Source organism: Arthrobacter sp. N1 (assembly GCF_048288285.1).
In the GTDB taxonomy this organism is placed as follows: domain Bacteria; phylum Actinomycetota; class Actinomycetes; order Actinomycetales; family Micrococcaceae; genus Arthrobacter_D.
Genome location: NZ_CP102608.1, coordinates 1,383,922 through 1,402,268, shown reverse-complemented (window position 1 = coordinate 1,402,268; position 18,347 = coordinate 1,383,922). Strand labels below are relative to the sequence as shown.

Sequence of the window (18,347 nt, the reverse complement as noted above, 5' to 3'; positions counted from 1 at the left end):
CGCTCACAGGGCGTGGACGGCGTGGGCCGCGGGGATGCTCTCCTCGGAGACACGCCGGCGGAACACCCAGTAGGTCCAGGCCTGGTACGCCAGGACAAGCGGCAATCCGATGCAGGCGACAATGCTCATCAGGCCGAGCGTGTAGGGCGAGGACGAGGCATTCTCCACCGTGAGGTCGAACGCGGTGTCGATCGTGGACGGCAGGACCACAGGGAAAGCGGCGCCGAAGATGGACCCAACGAGGACGAGCATCCCGATGCCGAGGGCGGCGAAGGCCCGGCCGTCCCGCCCGGTCGCGGCGGACCTGTAGGAGGCCAGGAAGGCGACCACGCCGAGGACGACGGCGGACCAGGTGACCACGGTGCCGTCGTCGGCCTGGACGAGGAGCGCCCACCCGACGAACGGGATCATGGCGACCGGCAGCAGCCGCCGGAAGAGGCGATCAGCCTGGCGGCGGACGCCACCCTCGGTCTTGAGTGCCACGAACGCCGCCGCGTGCACGAGGCAGAAGAGCACGACGGCGACCGCTCCGAGGAGTGCCGGTGGCGTGGCCCAGGCGAACGCCCCGCCGACCCGGTCGCCGTTCGCGTCGAGCGGCAGTCCCGTGGTGGTCAGGGCGAGGGCCGCCCCGATGCCTGCCGCCGCGGTGAAGGAGCCGAGGGCGATGGCCCAGTCCCACCGGTTGCGCCAGGCGTCGCTGTCACGCTTGCCCCTCCACTCGAAGGCCACGGCCCGGAAGATCAGTCCGAGGAGCACGAGCATGAACGGCAGATAGAGCGCGGACAGGAGGGAGGCGTACCAGAGGGGGAACGCGGCGAAGGTTGCACCGACGGCGGTCACGAGCCAGACCTCGTTGCCGTCCCAGACCGGCCCCACGGTGTTGAGCAGGACGCGCCGCTGGGTGTCGCTGCGCGCCATGAGCTTCATGAGCATGCCGACGCCGAGGTCGAAACCCTCGAGGAAGAGGTAGCCGGCCCAGAGCAGGGCGATGAGGACGAACCACACGGTGGGCAGGGCCTCGGTCATCGTGGTGCCTTTCGGGGTGCGGACGGGTGGGGTGCGCGGGCGCGGATGGCGGTCCCGCGAGGATCGAAGGGCCGGTCAGTACGCGAACGCGAGGACATCGCCGTCGTCCTTCCTGCCGCTCCGCGGGTCTTCGTCGTCATCGGTGTGGGCGAGTTCGGGCATGGCGGATGCGGTGCCACCCCGGACGTAGGTCACGAGGAGCCTCACCTCGACGACGAGGAGCACGGCGTAGACGGCCGTGAACAGGACGAGGGAGGTGACGAGTTCGGCGAGGGACACTCCGGGTGACACGGCTGCCGCGGTGAACATGAAGACTCCGTCGACGCCGGTCGGATCCGGGTTGGGGGCGACGACGAAGGGCTGGCGACCCATCTCGGTGAACACCCAGCCCGCGATGTTCGCGCCGAAGGGCGCGAGGATGCCGAACACCGCCAGGCGCATGAGCCAGCGCGACTGCGGGACGGTGCCCCTGCGGAGGACCCACAGGGCGGCCGCGGCTGCAGCGGCCGCGATCGCACCGAAGCCGATCATGATGCGGAAGCCCCAGTAGGTGACCTCCATGACGGGCAGGTAGTCGATCTCGGTGCCGGCGAGGTCGCCGTACCGGGGGTCGTCGGGCAGATTCGTGCCGTACTTCTCCTGGTACTCCGGGAGGAGGGTGTTCACACCCTTGACCTCGGTGGTGAAGTCGCCGTTGGCGAGGAAGGAGAGCACCCCCGGGACCTCGATCACGGCGGTGATGTCGTCGCAGCTCTGCGCCCCGAGGTTGCCGACGGACAGGATGGAGAATCCGGTGCCGTCGTGGCAGGCAGCCTCGGCCGCGGCCATTTTCATGGGCTGCTGGTCGAACATCAGCTTGCCCTGGAGGTCGCCGGTGATCCCGGTACCCGCGAACGCGATCATCGCGACGACGGCCCCGGCGCGCGCCGAGCGCAGCCACACGGCGTGGTCGACGGCGTCCCGGGACCCCGTCCGTGCGCCGACGACGACCCTGCCGTCCGCACCGACGGCGTCGATCCCGTCGTTGCGACGCTTCCACAGGTGGTACCAGCTGATGCCGAGGAGGAATGCCCCGGCGACGGCGAGGCATCCGAAGAGCGTGTGGGGGAAGGCGACGAGCGCCGTGTTGTTGGTGAAGACGGCCCACGCGTCCGTCATCACCGGCCTGCCGTCGACCATCTCGACGCCCACGGGGTGCTGCATCCAGGAGTTCGCCACCAGGATGAAGTAGGCGGAGAACACCGAGGCGAGGACCGCCGCCCAGAGCGACATGAGGTGCAGCCGCTTCGGCAGGCGGCCCCAGCCGAAGATCCAGAGGCCCAGGAAGGTGGACTCGACGAAGAAGGCGAGCAGCGCCTCCATGGCCAGCGGGGCGCCGAAGACGTCACCGACGAAACGACTGTACTCACTCCACGCCATGCCGAACTGGAACTCCTGCACGAGTCCCGTGGCCACCCCGACGATGAAGTTGATGAGGAAGAGCTTTCCCCAGAACTTGGTCATGCGCAGATACTGCTCATGGCCGGTGCGATGCCACATGGTCTGCATCATCGCCACCAGGAGCCCGAGACCGATCGTCAGGGGCACCATGACGAAGTGGTAGACGGTCGTGATCCCGAATTGCCACCTGGCGATCTCCAAGGCTTCCATGAGGCCCTCTCAGCTGTGCCCACCGTCGCTCCGGACGGGACTTCTACGGCGTGTAGAAAAGTTCTTCTACACAGTGTAGAACGAATCCGACTGCACTTCTACGTGGAGTAGAAATGTGCGGCTCGACGCTGTACGTTAGATGCACCACGCTTCATCGCTCCCTGCCGGGAGCGGATCCCCGTCCGAGGCGGGCCGGGATCGCGGAATGACTGAAGGAAGAACATGGCAACGCTCGGAGACCTCGAACGCACGGTGATGGATCTGCTGTGGGCGACGCCGGAGGCGGCCACCGCCAATGAACTGCGGGACGCCATCGCCGAGGCACCGTCGGGAGAAGTGGGACGTGAACTGGCCGTGACGACGGTGCTGACGGTCCTGTCCCGGCTCGAGAAGAAGGGCCTGGTGGAGCGGGAGCGCGACAGCCGCCCTCATCGGTACAGGTCGGTGACCAGCCGCGAGGACCACACGGCAGAGCTGATGCACGAGGTCCTCGTGACGGCCCCCGACCGCGAGGCCGTGCTCGCCCGCTTCATCGGCAGCGTCTCGGAGACCGAGGCGCAGACCCTCCGCAAGCTGCTCGGCGGCAGCTGACCCTCCGATGTTCTGGGCCTCCTATCTCCTGGCGGCTCTCGCGATCATCCTCGCGTGGCCTGCGCCGATCGCGCTGTCACGTGCGTCCTGGCCGGCCCGGGCGCCGTTCACGGCGATGGTGCTCTGGCAGTCGATAGCACTGGCGGGTGGCCTGTCGATGATCGGGGCGATGCTCGTCTGGGGTCTCGAACCCCTGGGGGACAACCTCGTCTCCGCCTCCGTGGGTTTCCTCGACATCCTGATCGACGACGAATCCGCTGAGACACTCGGTGTCGTCCACGTCTTCGCCATCAGCGCGGCGACCCTGCTGTTCGCCCATCTGGTCAGCACCCTGGTCCTGACCTTCATGCGCATCCGGCGCCAGCGCCGCCGGCACCGCGACATGCTGAACCTGCTGAGTTCGCCTGCGGCGGATCAGCCCGCAACGCTCGTGATCAACCATCCCGCTCCGGTCGCCTACTGCCTGCCCGGTGGCGCCCGGTCGGTCACCGTCATGTCCGACGGCCTCATGGACCTGCTGACCCGCGCCGAACTCGACGCCGTGCTGACGCACGAGAGCGCCCACCTGCACCAGCGCCACCACCTGCTGCTGTGGGCGTTCGCGGCCTGGCGCTCCGCGCTCCCCTGGCTTCCGACGTCACGGCTCGCCCAGCGGGCCGTGAGTGAGCTCATCGAGATGCTCGCCGACGACGAGGCTCTGCGCCACGTGGACGAGCCCACCCTCGTGCGGGCGATCGCCATCGTCGGCTCGGGGGCGCTCCCCCGGACGGAGGACGTCCTCGACGACCCCCTTGCCGACGACCCCGGACGCGACACGAGTGCAGGTGCCGAGGTGACCGGCGGGACGGCCGACACGCGGTCCACCGCGCACCGCCTGAGCCGGCTGCTCACACCGCTTCCACCACTGAGCAGATTCCAGCAGGGTCTGGCCCTCTCGACGGCCGGCCTGCTGCTCGTGGTCCCGCCCGTCCTGCTGGTGGCACCGGAACTGCTCGGCTGAGACGTGACCGCGGCTTCGCGTCTCCTGAAGAGACGTCTCAGGCGTCGATGCGGTCCCGGTCGAGCGATGACGCTCCGGCCACGATGAAGTCCTTCCGCGGAGCGACATCGCTCCCCATGAGGAGGTTGAACACGCGCTCGGCGGACTCCGCCTCCTGGATCCGCACACGGCGCAGCGTCCGGTGCCGCGGATCCATGGTGGTCTCGGCCAGCTGGTCGGCGTCCATCTCCCCCAATCCCTTGTACCGCTGGATGGGCGACTTGTAGCGCTTGCCCTGCTTCTCCATCGCGGCGAGCAGGCGGTTGAGTTCCGCCTCCGAGTACGTGTAGATCATCTCGTTCGCCTTCGACCCGCCGTTGATCACCTCGACCCGGTGCAGGGGCGGGACCGCGGCATACACACGCCCGTCCTCCACCAGCGGCCGCATGTAGCGGAAGAACAGCGTGAGCAGGAGCGTGCGGATGTGCGCGCCGTCGACGTCGGCGTCCGTCATCAGGATGACCTTGCCGTACCTCCGGGCATCGAGCTGGAAGCTCCGTCCGGACCCGGCGCCGATGACCTGGATAAGGGCAGCACACTCGGCGTTCGACAGCATGTCGCCGACCGAGGCCTTCTGCACGTTCAGGATCTTGCCCCGGATGGGAAGCAGCGCCTGGTAGTCGGAGGACCGTGCGTTCTTGGCCGTCCCGAGAGCGCTGTCCCCCTCGACGATGAACAGCTCGGAACGCTCCTGGTCGTCGATGCGGCAATCGGCGAGCTTCGCGGGCATGGTCGAGGTCTCCAGGGCGTTCTTCCGGCGCTGGGTCTCCTTGTGGACACGCGCCGAGATGCGCGACTTCATCTCCGCCACGACCTTCTCGAGGAGGAGCGTGGACTGCGTCTTGTCGTTGCGCGCCGAGGAGGTCAGCCGCGCCTGCAGCTCCTTCTCGACGACCTTCGTCACGATGGCCTTCACCGCCGACGTGCCGAGGATCTCCTTCGTCTGGCCCTCGAACTGGGGCTCGGCGAGCCGCACGGTGAGCACGGCGGTGAGCCCCGCGAAGACGTCGTCCTTCTCGATCTTGTCGCTGCCGGCCTTCAGCTTGCGGGCGTTGTCCCCGATGACCTTGCGGAACGTCTTCAGGAGGGCCCCTTCGAAGCCGCTCTGGTGCGTCCCGCCCTTCGGCGTCGCGATGATGTTGACGTAGCTGCGCACGGTGGTCTCGTAGCCGATGCCCCAGCGCAGGGCGATGTCGACGTCGCAGTCGCGCTCGACCTCGGCCATCCTGCTGTGTCCCCGCTCGTCGAGGACGGGGACCGACTCCTTGAACCGACCCGACCCCTGGATCCGCCAGACGTCCGTTACGGCGGCATCGAGGGCCAGGAACTCGGCGTACTCCGAGATGCCGCCGTCGTGCTGGAAGACCTCTTCCACCGGCCCGGACTCACCGGGCGTACCCGGCATCCTCCGCTCGTCGCGCAGCACGATGCGGAGTCCCGGGACCAGGAAGGACGTCTGTCGTGCCCGCGTCTGGAGCTCCTCGTAGGAGAAGGTCGCATCGGCGGTGAAGATCTGGCGGTCCGCCCAGTACCTGATGCGCGTCCCGGTGACACCCCGTTTCGCCGTCCCGACCACGTCGAGGCGCGATCCGTCGAGGAACGGCTCGAAGGCGGATGTGGGCGACGGCGTCCTCGCGTCCTTGAAGGTGCCGGGTTCACCGCGGCGGAAGGACATGGTGTACGTCTTGCCGCCGCGGTCCACGAAGGCGTCCAGCCTCGAGGAGAGGGCATTGACCACACTGGCCCCGACACCGTGCAACCCGCCGGAGGCGGTGTAGGAGCCGCCACCGAACTTGCCTCCGGCATGGAGTTTCGTGAAGACGACCTCGACCCCGGTCAGACCGGTCTTGGGTTCGATGTCCACCGGGATACCACGCCCGTCGTCGTGGATCTCGACGGACCCGTCGGCGTGCAGGATGACGGTGATGCTCTGTCCGTGCCCGGCCAGGGCTTCGTCAACCGAGTTGTCGATGATCTCCCAGAGGCAGTGCATGAGGCCCCGCGAGTCCGTCGACCCGATGTACATGCCGGGGCGCTTGCGGACTGCTTCGAGTCCCTCGAGCACCGAGAGGTGCCGGGCTGTGTAGTCCGAAGTGGGAGGTGTCACGGTGCGGGGGTCTCCTTGGCGGGACGGCACGATCCAGGACAGGAGTCAGGAGGGTGATGGTGGGGATGGCTCTCCGTCAGTTTATTACGGGTGACCGACACCGGCCGGAAGGGCGCGATCGGGGCCTGGTTCCGGGGCTCGGCGACTGCCTCCCATACCCCCGGTACGCCCGGAGCGAAAGGAGGCCCAGCCTGCGAAGAGGCTGCGACGAATAGTGGTTATATGAGTACACGATCCACATGAGGAGGCATTCATGACCACTGCAGTAGCAACTCGCGAACTCACTGCCCTGGACCGCTGTGACCGATGCGGCGCCCAGGCCTACGTGCGGGCGGTCCTTCAGTCCTCCGGTGGAGAGCTTCTGTTCTGCGGCCACCACGCGCGTGCAGTCGAAGCAAACCTGAAGCCGCTCACATCCGAGTGGCAGGACGAGACCCAGCGGCTTCATGAGAAGCCCGTCGTCGCGGCCGACTGACCGGGATCATCCCGCCCCATCCGACGTACGACACCGGCTCCCCCCGTGTACAGGGAGCTGACAAGGAAAGGCCCCCTCCATCGGAGGGGGCCTTTCCTGCTTCTGGACGAGCCACCTGGCGTGCGGGCCCAGCCATCACCTCCGCAGGGCGAGCTGCTGCGCGTTGCAGGCGTGACGGCACGGGAGCCGACGGGACGCCCGGTGCCGTGCTCGAACGACACAGGGCCCCTCCCGAGGGAGGGGCCCTGTGTCGACCGAGCAGGACCGGCGATGCCGGCGTCGCTGATCAGTCGAGGTAGTCGCGCAGCACCTGGGAGCGCGAGGGGTGGCGCAGCTTGGACATCGTCTTGGATTCGATCTGGCGGATCCGCTCGCGGGTCACGCCGTAGACCTTGCCGATCTCGTCCAGCGTCTTCGGCTGCCCGTCGGTCAGGCCGAAGCGCATGGCGACGACGCCGGCCTCACGCTCGGACAGGGTGTCGAGGACGGAGTGCAGCTGCTCCTGCAGGAGGGTGAAGCTGACGGCATCCGCGGGCACGACGGCCTCGGAATCCTCGATCAGGTCGCCGAACTCGGAGTCGCCGTCCTCGCCGAGCGGCGTGTGCAGCGAGATGGGCTCGCGGCCGTACTTCTGTACCTCGACGACCTTCTCCGGCGTCATGTCGAGTTCGAGGGCCAGCTCCTCCGGAGTGGGCTCGCGGCCGAGGTCCTGCAGCATCTGTCGCTGGACACGAGCCAGCTTGTTGATGACCTCGACCATGTGGACGGGGATACGGATGGTGCGGGCCTGGTCCGCCATGGCCCGCGTGATGGCCTGGCGGATCCACCAGGTGGCGTAGGTCGAGAACTTGAAGCCCTTGGTGTAGTCGAACTTCTCGACGGCGCGGATGAGGCCGAGGTTGCCCTCCTGGATGAGGTCGAGGAAGAGCATGCCACGGCCGGTGTAGCGCTTGGCCAGCGAGACGACCAGGCGGAGGTTCGCCTCGAGGAGGTGGTTCTTGGCGCGCTTGCCGTCATGGATCACGAACTCGAGCTCGCGCTTCAGCTTCGGATCCATGTCCGGATCGGCGGCGATCTTCTCCTCGGCGAACAGGCCGGCCTCGATACGCAGCGCGAGGTCGACTTCCTGCTCGGCGTTGAGCAGCGCGACCTTGCCGATCTGCTTGAGGTAGTCCTTGACGGGGTCGGCCGTCGCGCCGGCCGACACGACCTGCTGCGCGGGGGCGTCGTCGTCGTCCGCATCGGAGTAGACGAAACCGGTGGTGGTGCCGACCTCGGCCGCCTCGGGCTTGGCGTCCTCGGAGTCAGTGTCGACGGCGACCTCGATGGCCGGATCCGTCGGCTCGAGCGTGTCCACCGAACCCTGCGCGGCGGAGGCCTTCGCCGCCGCAGCGGAGGAAGCAGCCTTCGTGGCGGGCTTCTTGGCCGCTACCCGTCGCTTGGTAGTGGTGGTACCAGCGTCTGTCGACGCCGGAGCTGCTGTCTTCTTGACCGGCACAGGGGACCTTTCATACGGCGGTGTGTGATGTCATCAGACGGACAACACCACTATGACCCTGTCAAGTCCGCGCTGATCCCAGACGATACCGACGGAGTCCGTTCCCTGGAGAACGGTCCCGCCGACCGGGCTATTCCCTGACGGCGTGTGCCTTGCGGCCTTGCACGGACGGGCATGCTCGGTGGAGTTCTGGTGCACGGACCCAACCGGGTCTCAAATTTCATTGTCTCACGACCGACCGTCGCGCCGGAAATTTCCGTCGGTACCCACGGGCGCGGCAGGATGCACCCGTTACCCCCGTGAGTGCCCGTCACGCAGCGGTCCCACGACCCTGCCCGGCCGTCACCGTCCATGCCGTCCTTCGGGTCCTGGCCCAGGCGGGCATCCCACCGCGCCGGAGGAGTTCGTGGAGCAGGCGGGCGAGACGATACCCCGGCACCGCCTGCTCGGCGGCGTCCAGGTAGACGGCTGCCCGTGATCCCCTGCCCCGCGCGTAGTCGAACCAGCCGGCCATCGTCAGCGCGGCGGCCCTCGACTCCCCCTCGCCGACCCGAGCGAGGCGACCGAGCACATGGCTCATCGCATCGACGCGTGCCCACTGGATGGTCCCCGCGTAGCGCCCGGCGAGGAGATCGCCGTACAGCCGGGCTGCCTCGTCGAGGAGATGGCCGAGGGAGCCGGGATCCTCCTCCTGCCCGACCGACACGGATGCCGAGGACGTCGCTCCGTGATCCAGCGCCGCCCGGAGCGCCTCGGGAAGGTCGACGCGCTCCGGCACCTGCGCCGGACCGGCGTCGCGAGGGGACGCCGCAGGGGCCATCGCCCCCGGGCTCCGCGACGGTCGGAGCAGGCCGGAGGCCGCGACGCCCTGCAGGGCTGCGGCGGACCCCAGGCACGCGCTGACCAGGAGGAAGTCGCGCACCGTCCTCGACTCGACGGTGGCGAGCAGGAAGCCTGCGAGGCCCGCGTCGGCGGCGACGTCGATCCCGGGAGTGCCCTCGAGCACGGCATCCCACACCGCTGACGTCGCCCGGAACCGGCCCTCGTCCGCCCATCGGCCTGCACACCGGACGCCGGCGCGGGCCCGGGCCTCCTCGATGTCCGGACGGGCCCCGTCCGTTCCCGCGGACCCCGACCGGAGAAACGGTGTGGCCCGCTCCACCGCGGCGGGAGCGGACGCGTCGAAGGCGCTGCCGCCGTAGACGAGTTCCGCGTTGAGAGCACTGTCGGTCACGGTGTCGAGCGGCCGGCCCGGCCAGGGGCAGCACTCCTCGTCGCGGCAGAAGTAGTCCCGCCACGCCTCGTGGGACACGTGCCAGCCCGCGCGGACGGGCAGACCGGCAGCTCCGAGCACGGCCTCGAGGGCGCGCACCGTGTCGGACGCCGGCGGGGCGGTGAGCCGCTGCCACTCCTGGCCCGCATACACGAGGACCAGCGTGCCGTCCGCCTCCGTGTCGCCCTCGAGGAAGGACAGGACACCCTCGGCGAAGGTCAGCCGGTCCGTGCCGGAGCACGGGAGGTCGACCCGGAGCGTGGCGCCGAGTCGCCGCTCCGAGGTGGTCAGGACGACGAGGCTCTCCTCGGGCATGAATCCGAGGGCATGGGGTACGTAGGACAGGATGTCGGCGGGCGAGGTGACGGCATAGGCCGGGGACGCGGGGCTGCCCGCTGCGGGGCTCGTGGAGGAGGACATGCGGTCCAGCCTCGTGGCGTATCCGCCGCGACGGGCGAGGATGCGCTGGTATGTGGACAACGGGTCGGGCCCGCCGACGGACCTAGCCGTCCTGCCTCCGCGCGGCCTTCCGCGCGCGGCGCAGCCGCCGCTCCCGGGCGAGCGCGTCCCGCAGGGGCGGGACCACGACGCCCTGCTCGGCCATCCGCCGTCGCACCCTCCCGCGAGCGATGACCACCGCCGTCGCACCGGTGGCCAGCACCACGAGCTGGACGGCCATCGCGAGGCGGAAGGAGGTCAGGGCGTAGAGGTCGCCGCGTGAGTACCCACCCGCGAGGAGGAGGTCGAGCACGATCCCGATCACGAACATCGTCAGGAGCGACGCCATGAAGCCGCCGATGTTGACGATCCCGGTCGCAGTGCCCATGCGGGCCGCGGGGTTGAAGGTGCGCGCGAAGTCGAAGGCGATCATCGATCCGGGTCCGCCGACGGCGAGCGCCACCACCAGGAGGGTCAGCAGAGGCAGGGGTGCGGGCCCGGGATAGAGCAGGACGGCGAGCCAGGCAGCCGCCATCAGGCCGGCTATGGAGAGCACCATGGTGGAGCGGCGGAGCGGGTGGCGGCCCACGTAGCGCCCGAGGAGCGGCCCGCAGGCGATACCCACGGCCACGAACAACGTCATGAGCGCGGACGCGGCGCCTTCACCGACCTTCTCCGCACGGACGAGGTACGGGTAGCCCCACATGAGCACGAAGACGGTCCCGGGGAACTGGATGGTGAAGTGGGACCACAGTCCCAGCCGGGTCCCCGGCTGCTTCCAGGCCTCGGCGAGCGACGTCCCGGTCTCCCGGAGGGTCTGGGATCGTCGTTCGCTGCCCGCGACGGGGGAATCGCGGATCACACTGACGGACAGCACGACGGCGACGACCGACAGCGCGGCAGCGGACAGGAACGCGGGCTGCCAGCCGACGCCCGACAGGAGGGCGACGAACGGGATGACGGACACCACCTGCCCGAGCTGCCCGATGATCCCGGTCCACTGGGTGAGCACCGGGATACGCCGTGGCTCGAACCAGGCGGGGAGGAGTCGCAGGACACTGATGAACGTCGTCGCGTCACCGGCGCCGACGAACAACCGTCCGATGATGCCGGCGCCGACCGAGTCCGCGAAGGCCAGCTGGGCCTGGCCGAGCGCCATCAGCACGCCACCGGCCACGATCAGCGTGCGCGGCCCCCACCGGTCCACCAGGACACCCACGGGCACCTGCAGGCCGGCGTAGACGAGCAGCTGCACCACGGTGAAGACGGACAGCTGGGACGCCGTCGCGCCGAACCGGTCCGTAGCTTCGAGCCCTGCCACCCCGAACGTGGTGCGCTGCGTCACGGCCACCAGGTACGCCAGCACGCCCGCCGCCCACACCAGTCCGGCTCTCGAGAAGATCACGCTACCCATTATCCCGTGACGTCCCGTGCGCGACCGCCGTCCTGCGGCTCTGCCGCCTATGACGATGCCCACCCGCCTGGTCGGCGGATGGGCATCGGCGGCGCGGGGCCGGTCTGTCCGACAGGGTTCCGGCCGCGGGGATCAGGCGGAATCCGGTCGCCGGATCGAGGCGCGGGGACGCGTGCGGCGGCTCATGAGGGCGGCCGGGTGCCGGACGGACCGTCGTCGTCCGTCGACCCCGGAGCCCCGATCCCGGACCCGTCGGCGGCGGACCCGCCCGCAGCACCGGAACCGTCCGATACTGCTCCATCCGGGGCGCTGCCGTGCGAGCCGTAGTCGATGGGCGTCCTCCCCAGGAACTCCGTGTCCCACAGCAGCGTCGACTCCTCCTCCGCCTGGGGGCTGGCGAGATAGGCCTCGACGGCGGCACCGAGTTCGTCGGCGCTCGCCAGTTCGCTGTTCTCCTTGACGAGCAGCGACCGGCGGGCCGCCCCGTCGGCGTACTCGTCGTACCGCTGCTCGAGGGACGTGACCACGGACTGCACCTCGGTGGAGTTCCCCACCTGCCGGGCGATCTGCCGCTCGACGTCGCGGCCCGTCTCGCGCAGCCTGTCCGTCGGCAGGACGAGCCGCGCCGACGCGCCGAGGTACTCGAGTCCGGCGACGGCAGCGGGCGGGTACTCCGCCTCGGCGAGGTAGTGCGGGACGTGGATGACGTGCCCGACGACGTCGTTCCCGGCCTCGATGAGCCGCAGCTCGAGGACGTGCCCGATCGACGCCTGGAACTCCGCCGTCGGCCGCCACGCGCTCATGCCGTCGATGAGGTCGGGACGGTTGCCGTGCACGGTCACGCCGAGGGGGCGCGTGTGCGGGACGGGCATGGGGATGGCGTGCACCCAGGAGACGATCGAGACCTCGAGGTCCTTCACCAGCCCGACGACGGCGCTCGAGAAACGCTCCCACTGCAGGTCGGGCTCGAGTCCGGTCAACAGGAGGAACGGCTCGCCGAGGCCGTCGTACAGGCGGTGGAGGCCGAGGCGATGCGGCCGGTAGTCCGTCAGGTGGTCCTCGACGAAGGTGATCCTCGGACGCCGCCCGCGGTAGTCGATGAGCTGGTCGGCATCGAACTCGGCGACGGGCTCGTGCTCCAGCACCTCCATCAGCTCCTCGCTGACCTGGGAAACCACCTGGCCGGCGTCCATGAAGCCGGTGAGGCTCATGAGCAGCGGGAGGCCCTTGGTCGCGGGGTCGTCGAAGACGTCGGTGTTGATGTTGTAGAGGGTTCCTGGATCCAGCATGGCTCTCTCCTTGCTCCGTGGTCCTGCAGGCGTCAACGCCACCCGGACCGGCTTCATTCCGGGGAGCGGGAGGATGGGGACCGCGGGGCCGGGCGGCAAGCGGCGGATGCGGATCGCGCGGTATGCGTCCTGCGAACGGCTGCGGGGCACCCGCGGCACAGAGACTACGATCGTCAGGACGGTTCCCGGACCACCAGATACCGGAACCACGCAGCATGCAGCATCTGGACAACCCATCCGGACACGAGGAGACAGATTCCGTGATCAAGACGAGCGAACTACACCTGACGGCTTCCGCGAAGGACATCAAGAAGATCCCGAGCGACGCGCTCGTGATCGCGGTCGCCAAGGGGACGGACGGACCGGTCCTGCTCGAGAACCCTCTTCCCGCCAAGGCTGCGCGCGCCCTCGGTGACTCCCTGCAGGTGCTCGGGATCACCGGGGCGGCGGACGAGGTGCGCAGGCTCCCCGGCCTCCCGGAGACCAGCGCGGACTCGCTCGTCCTGTCCGGCGTCGGTCCGGTGTCCGCGGACGCCGAGGTACCCGCCGAGACCCTGCGCCGCGCGGCGGGAGCCGCCGTCCGCCAGCTCACCGGGCTCGACACCGTGGTCATCGCACTCCCCGCCACGACGGTGGCTGCGGCGACAGCCGTCGCGGAAGGCGCCGCCTTCGGCGCCTACAGCTACGAGGGCCACAAGTCGGGCATGAAGGCCGACGGGACGATCGCCCCGGCGACCGACCGAGCGGCCGTGCGCAACGTCGTCGTCCACACGGCCGTGGCCGACGACGCTCAGCTGGCTCCCGCCCTCCGGCGGGCCACCATCCTCGGGAAGAACGTCAACACCACGCGCTCCCTCGTCAACCAGCCGCCCAGCCACCTGTACCCGGAGACCTTCGCACAGGCGGCCAAGGATCTGACGCGGGGTCTGCCGATCAAGGTCACGGTCATGGACGAGAAGCGCCTCGAGCGGGACGGCTACGGCGGGATCCTGGGCGTCGGCAAGGGTTCGTCGCGTCCCCCGCGCATGGTGAAGGTCGAGTACTCCCCCGCCAGGTCCGCCGTGCACCTGGCCCTCGTGGGCAAGGGCATCACCTTCGACTCCGGTGGACTCTCGCTGAAGCCCGCTGCGGGCATGCAGACCATGAAGCTCGACATGGCCGGTGCCGCCGTCGTCCTCAGCACCCTCCTGGCCGTCGCCGAACTGGGCCTTCCCGCCAAGGTCACGGCCTGGCTCTGCCTCGCCGAGAACATGCCCTCGGGTACCGCGCAGCGCCCCGAGGACGTCCTGTCCATCTACGGCGGGCGCACCGTCGAGGTCCTCAACACCGACGCCGAGGGCCGGCTCGTGATGGCCGACGGCCTCGCCGCCGCGAGCGAGGAGGCACCTGATGCGATCATCGACATCGCCACGCTCACGGGTGCGCAGATGATCGCCCTGGGCACGCGGGTCTCGGGCGTCATGGGCGACGACGGCGTACGTGACGCCGTCAAGGCCGCAGCAGACCGCGCGGGCGAGCAGTTCTGGCCGATGCCGCTCCCCGAGGAGCTGCGGCCGAGCCTCGAGTCCCAGGTCGCCGACATCGCGAACATCGGCGAGCGGAACGGCGGCATGATGACCGCAGCCGTGTTCCTGCGGGAGTTCGTCGGCCAGGTCGACGGCGAGAAGATCCCCTGGGCGCACCTCGACATCGCGGGTCCCGCCTTCAACGAGGGTGCGCCCTACGGCTACACGCCCAAGGCGGGCACCGGCGTCGGCGTCCGTACGCTCCTCGCCTACGTCGAGGACACCCTCGCCCGCACGGTCTGACCGGGGGTCCGTCCGGCGGACGGCCCCTCCGGCGCGTGAGAAAGCGCACATCACGACCCCACGGTGCGTCCGGCGCCGACTTCGAGTAGAAGCCGGATGCACCGTGGGGATAGGGTGAAAAACAAAGCACACGAACGATCAGCGACCGCATCGCGACCGCATGAGCAAACGATCCACCAACCGACGCGCAGGGCGCGTCCCAGACCACGCGAGGGAGCGTTCAAGTGGCCGCATCGGCAACTGCGCAAGAATTCGACATCCTGGTACTCGGCGGAGGAAGTGGCGGATACGCCGCCGCACTCCGTGCCGTGCAGCTGGGCTTCACGGTGGGGCTCATCGAGAAGGGCAAGCTCGGGGGCACCTGCCTGCACAACGGCTGCATCCCCACCAAGGCCCTCCTCCACTCCGCGGAGATCGCCGACGGCGCCCGCGACGCCGAGAAGTACGGCGTGAAGGCGACGTTCGAGTCCATCGACATGAACGCGGTCAACGCCTACAAGGACGGCATCATCGCCGGTAAGTACCGCGGCCTGCAGGGACTCATCAAGTCCAAGGGCATCACCGTGATCGAAGGATCGGGCAAGCTGGCGTCGGAGAACACCATCGACGTCGACGGCACCGTCTACACCGGAAAGCACATCATCCTCGCCACCGGGTCCTTCTCCCGCAGCCTCCCCGGCCTCGAGATCGGCGGCAAGGTCATCACCTCTGACCAGGCCCTGACGATGGACTTCGTGCCGAAGTCGGTCATCATCCTCGGCGGCGGCGTCATCGGCTGCGAGTTCGCCTCCGTGTGGAAGTCCTTCGGCGTCGACGTCACGATCGTCGAGGCGCTGCCCTCGCTCGTGCCCAACGAGGACGCGTCGATCGTCAAGAACTTCGAGCGCGCCTTCAAGAAGCGCGGCATCAAGTTCAACACCGGTACCCGCTTCAAGTCGGTCGAGCAGAACGACGACGGCGTCGTCGTCTCGCTCGAGGACGGCAAGACCTTCGAAGCGGACCTCATGCTCGTCGCCGTCGGCCGCGGACCGGTCACGCAGAACCTCGGCTACGAGGAGGCGGGCCTCACGATGGACCGCGGCTTCGTCATCACCAACGAGCGCCTCCACACCGGTGTCGGCACCATCTACGCGATCGGCGACATCGTCCCCGGCCTGCAGCTGGCCCACCGCGGCTTCCAGCAGGGCATCTTCGTGGCGGAGGAGATCGCGGGCCTGAAGCCCGTCGTCGTCGCCGATCTCAACATCCCCAAGGTCACCTACAGTGATCCGGAGATCGCCTCGGTCGGCTACACCGAGAAGGCCGCCCGCGAGAAGTTCGGTGACGAGAACGTGCTGACCCACGAGTACAACCTCGCCGGCAACGGCAAGAGCTCGATCATCGGCACCGGCGGCATCGTCAAGCTCGTCCGGGAGAAGGACGGCCCCATCGTCGGTGTCCACATGCTCGGCAGCCGCATGGGCGAGCAGATCGGCGAGGCACAGCTGATCGTCAACTGGGAGGCCTACCCGGAGGACGTCGCCCCGCTGATCCACGCACACCCCACGCAGAACGAGGCGCTCGGCGAGGCGCACCTCGCGCTGGCGGGCAAGCCGCTGCACGGCTGACGCCCGTCCGGGAGCCGTCACACGGTCCCACGAGCCTGGTCCACGCCCCGGAGGCGTGGACTAAGCTCGGAACCAGGAATCTCACGCACGTCCAGCTGAGCGGGCCCCGCTCGTCGATCAGCTGTCAGGAACGATCTACGAAGGAGAAACGGGCGCATTATGTCTGAATCCGTGAACTTGCCCGCTCTCGGTGAAAGCGTCACCGAAGGCACCGTCACCCGCTGGCTCAAGCAGGTCGGTGACCGTGTCGAGGTGGACGAGCCGCTCCTCGAAGTCTCCACCGACAAGGTCGACACCGAGATCCCGTCGCCCATCGCCGGCGTCATCGAGGAAATCCTGGTGGCCGAGGACGAGACCGCCGAGGTCGGCGCACCGCTCGTCCGGATCGGCGACGGATCGGGCAGCAGCGATTCCGGCGATGCCGCTCCGGCCGAGGACTCCGCACCGGCCGAGGCCTCGCAGCCCGATACATCGGAGGCACCGCAGGCGGAGGCCTCGTCCTCCGACGGTGGGACCGGCGCAGGGAGCGATGACGCCGGATCGGGCGAAGGCACCGAGGTCACCCTTCCCGCCCTGGGCGAGAGCGTCACCGAGGGCACCGTCACCCGCTGGCTGAAGGCCATCGGCGACGAGGTCGAGGTCGACGAGCCCCTCCTCGAAGTCTCGACGGACAAGGTCGACACGGAGATCCCCTCGCCCGTGGCCGGCACCCTGCAGGAGATCCGCGTCAACGAGGACGAGACCGCCGAGGTCGGCGCGGTCCTCGCCGTCATCGGTGCCGGGGCCTCCGCCCCCCAGAAGGTCGAGGCCGCGTCGGGTGAGCCGCTCGTGGCCGCGCCCGCCGAGGAGCGCGAGGACGCCCCCACGGAGAAGCCCGGCTCGCACCACGAGGCCGAGCGGGCCTCCGGTACGTCGGAGCCCGACGACGACGCGAGCGGCGCATCGGCTCCGCAGCCCGCCGCTGCTGAGAAGCCGGTGGAGAAGCCCGCCGAGAAGTCCGGGGACAAGCCTGCCGGGACGGCGTCCGACTCCAGCGGTTCGGATGCGTCCGCGTACGTGACCCCGCTCGTGCGACGCCTCGCGAACCAGAACGACGTCGACCTGTCCACGGTCAAGGGCACCGGGGTGGGAGGGCGCATCCGTAAGCAGGACGTCCTCGACGCCGCCGAGGCCCGGAAGGCGGCGCAGGCGGAGCCCGCTCATCAGGCCGCGCCGGCGCCCGCCGCTCCCGCTGGAGGCGCAGCGCCGTCGAAGCCCGCGGCGCCAGCCGTCGAGCCCTCGAAGCTGCGCGGCACCGTGGAGAAGGCCCCGCGCATCCGCCAGACCATCGCCAAGCGCATGCGGGAGTCCCTCGAGGTCTCGGCGCAGCTGACCCAGGTGATCGAGGTCGACATGACCCGGATCGCCAAGCTGCGGACCGCGTCGAAGGACACCTTCCTCGCGCAGAACGGCGCGAAGCTCACGTTCCTCCCCTTCATCTCGAAGGCCGTCACCGAGGCGCTGAAGCAGCACCCGAAGCTGAACGCCTCCTTCGACGAGGAAAAGAAGGAAGTGACCTACCACGACGCCGAGCACCTGGCGATCGCGGTCGACACCGAGAAGGGCCTGCTCGTCCCCGTCATCAAGGACGCCGGGAACCTCAACCTCGGTGGTCTCGCCAAGAAGATCGCCGATGTCGGATCCCGGACCCGCAACGGCCAGATCGGTCCCGACGAGCTCTCCGGCGGCACGTTCACGATCACGAACATCGGCTCCGCCGGTGCTCTGTTCGACACGCCGATCATCAACCAGCCGCAGGTCGGCATCCTCGGCACGGGCATCATCGTCAAGCGCCCCGTGGTGATGACGGGTGCGGACGGCGACGACACCATCGCCATCCGGTCGATGATGTACCTGAGCCTGACCTACGACCACCGCCTGGTCGACGGCGCGGATGCGGGACGCTTCCTGCAGACGCTCAAGGCTCGCCTGGAAGGCGGCGCCTTCGGGGCCGATCTCGGCCTCTAGCAGCAACCCGGGCCGTCGCGTCCGCACGGAAGCCGCTTCCCCCTGGGGAGGCGGCTTCCGTCGTCCCGGCGTACCCGTCCGCCGTCATCTCCGGTGCAGCCCGCAGCCCGGCGCCGGTGGGGCGG

12 protein-coding genes and 1 pseudogene are annotated in these 18,347 nt (G+C 69.2%); 6 read left to right on the top strand and 7 right to left on the bottom strand.

Going from position 1 to position 18,347, the window contains the following annotated elements:
- Positions 1-3 precede the first annotated feature (3 nt).
- Both cydB and NVV32_RS06265 read right to left on the bottom strand, forming a co-directional pair.
- Complete coding sequence (gene cydB, locus NVV32_RS06270; protein WP_422391725.1) at positions 4-1,026, bottom strand: cytochrome d ubiquinol oxidase subunit II; 1,023 nt, start codon at positions 1,024-1,026, stop codon at positions 4-6.
- 75 nt (positions 1,027-1,101) lie between these two features.
- Positions 1,102-2,676, bottom strand: a complete 1,575-nt coding sequence (locus NVV32_RS06265) for a cytochrome ubiquinol oxidase subunit I (RefSeq protein ID WP_422391724.1) — start codon at positions 2,674-2,676, stop codon at positions 1,102-1,104.
- A gap of 222 nt (positions 2,677-2,898) precedes the next feature.
- Between NVV32_RS06265 and NVV32_RS06260 the strand changes: the two genes are divergently transcribed.
- Both NVV32_RS06260 and NVV32_RS06255 read left to right on the top strand, forming a co-directional pair.
- Positions 2,899-3,267: a BlaI/MecI/CopY family transcriptional regulator gene (locus NVV32_RS06260; RefSeq protein ID WP_055772177.1), complete on the top strand. Its 369-nt coding sequence runs from the start codon at positions 2,899-2,901 to the stop codon at positions 3,265-3,267.
- Between the two features lie 7 nt (positions 3,268-3,274).
- Positions 3,275-4,267 (top strand): M56 family metallopeptidase, encoded by a 993-nt coding sequence (locus NVV32_RS06255; RefSeq protein ID WP_422391723.1) that lies wholly within the window; start codon positions 3,275-3,277, stop codon positions 4,265-4,267.
- 37 nt (positions 4,268-4,304) lie between these two features.
- Here NVV32_RS06255 and NVV32_RS06250 read toward each other — a convergent pair whose 3' ends face one another.
- Complete coding sequence (locus NVV32_RS06250) at positions 4,305-6,413, bottom strand: DNA gyrase/topoisomerase IV subunit B (protein WP_055772183.1); 2,109 nt, start codon at positions 6,411-6,413, stop codon at positions 4,305-4,307.
- A 253-nt stretch (positions 6,414-6,666) separates the two neighbouring features.
- Here NVV32_RS06250 and NVV32_RS06245 point away from each other — a divergent pair, with 253 nt between their 5' ends.
- Positions 6,667-6,888, top strand: a complete 222-nt coding sequence (locus NVV32_RS06245) for a DUF7455 domain-containing protein (RefSeq protein ID WP_055772186.1) — start codon at positions 6,667-6,669, stop codon at positions 6,886-6,888.
- 286 nt (positions 6,889-7,174) lie between these two features.
- Here the strand turns inward: NVV32_RS06245 and NVV32_RS06240 are convergent, their stop codons facing one another.
- From NVV32_RS06240 to NVV32_RS06225, 4 genes and pseudogenes are all read right to left on the bottom strand, one after another.
- Entirely contained in the window at positions 7,175-8,386 is a 1,212-nt protein-coding gene (locus NVV32_RS06240) for an RNA polymerase sigma factor (RefSeq protein WP_055772189.1), read from the bottom strand.
- A 310-nt stretch (positions 8,387-8,696) separates the two neighbouring features.
- The gene (locus NVV32_RS06235) at positions 8,697-10,079 is read right to left on the bottom strand and encodes a DUF4192 domain-containing protein (protein ID WP_422391722.1); all 1,383 of its coding nucleotides are present in this window, start codon (positions 10,077-10,079) and stop codon (positions 8,697-8,699) included.
- A gap of 82 nt (positions 10,080-10,161) precedes the next feature.
- A complete protein-coding gene (locus NVV32_RS06230) occupies positions 10,162-11,502 on the bottom strand; it encodes an MFS transporter (protein ID WP_422391721.1) in 1,341 nt (446 codons plus the stop codon).
- A gap of 404 nt (positions 11,503-11,906) precedes the next feature.
- Positions 11,907-12,857 (bottom strand): annotated as a pseudogene (locus NVV32_RS06225) (proteasome assembly chaperone family protein); the annotation flags it as partial.
- A 203-nt stretch (positions 12,858-13,060) separates the two neighbouring features.
- On the opposite strand from NVV32_RS06225, the gene NVV32_RS06220 reads away from it, so the two are divergent.
- The 3 genes from NVV32_RS06220 (at position 13,061) to sucB (ending at position 18,222) form a co-directional block, all read left to right on the top strand.
- Entirely contained in the window at positions 13,061-14,608 is a 1,548-nt protein-coding gene (locus tag NVV32_RS06220; protein ID WP_422391720.1) for a leucyl aminopeptidase, read from the top strand.
- A 224-nt stretch (positions 14,609-14,832) separates the two neighbouring features.
- Entirely contained in the window at positions 14,833-16,215 is a 1,383-nt protein-coding gene (gene lpdA / locus NVV32_RS06215; protein WP_055772197.1) for a dihydrolipoyl dehydrogenase, read from the top strand.
- 159 nt (positions 16,216-16,374) lie between these two features.
- Positions 16,375-18,222, top strand: coding sequence for a 2-oxoglutarate dehydrogenase, E2 component, dihydrolipoamide succinyltransferase (gene sucB / locus NVV32_RS06210; RefSeq protein WP_422391719.1), 1,848 nt, complete (start codon positions 16,375-16,377; stop codon positions 18,220-18,222).
- Positions 18,223-18,347 lie beyond the last annotated feature (125 nt).

What these genes read in the sequence shown, in the direction of transcription:
- sucB (WP_422391719.1), top strand. Translation starts at nt 16,375, where the DNA reads ATGTCTGAATCCGTGAACTTGCCCGCTCTCGGTGAAAGCGTCACCGAA.
- NVV32_RS06245 (WP_055772186.1), top strand. Translation starts at nt 6,667, where the DNA reads ATGACCACTGCAGTAGCAACTCGCGAACTCACTGCCCTGGACCGCTGT.
- cydB (WP_422391725.1), bottom strand. Translation starts at nt 1,026, where the DNA reads ATGACCGAGGCCCTGCCCACCGTGTGGTTCGTCCTCATCGCCCTGCTC.
- NVV32_RS06235 (WP_422391722.1), bottom strand. Translation starts at nt 10,079, where the DNA reads ATGTCCTCCTCCACGAGCCCCGCAGCGGGCAGCCCCGCGTCCCCGGCC.
- NVV32_RS06260 (WP_055772177.1), top strand. Translation starts at nt 2,899, where the DNA reads ATGGCAACGCTCGGAGACCTCGAACGCACGGTGATGGATCTGCTGTGG.
- NVV32_RS06255 (WP_422391723.1), top strand. Translation starts at nt 3,275, where the DNA reads ATGTTCTGGGCCTCCTATCTCCTGGCGGCTCTCGCGATCATCCTCGCG.
- NVV32_RS06265 (WP_422391724.1), bottom strand. Translation starts at nt 2,676, where the DNA reads ATGGAAGCCTTGGAGATCGCCAGGTGGCAATTCGGGATCACGACCGTC.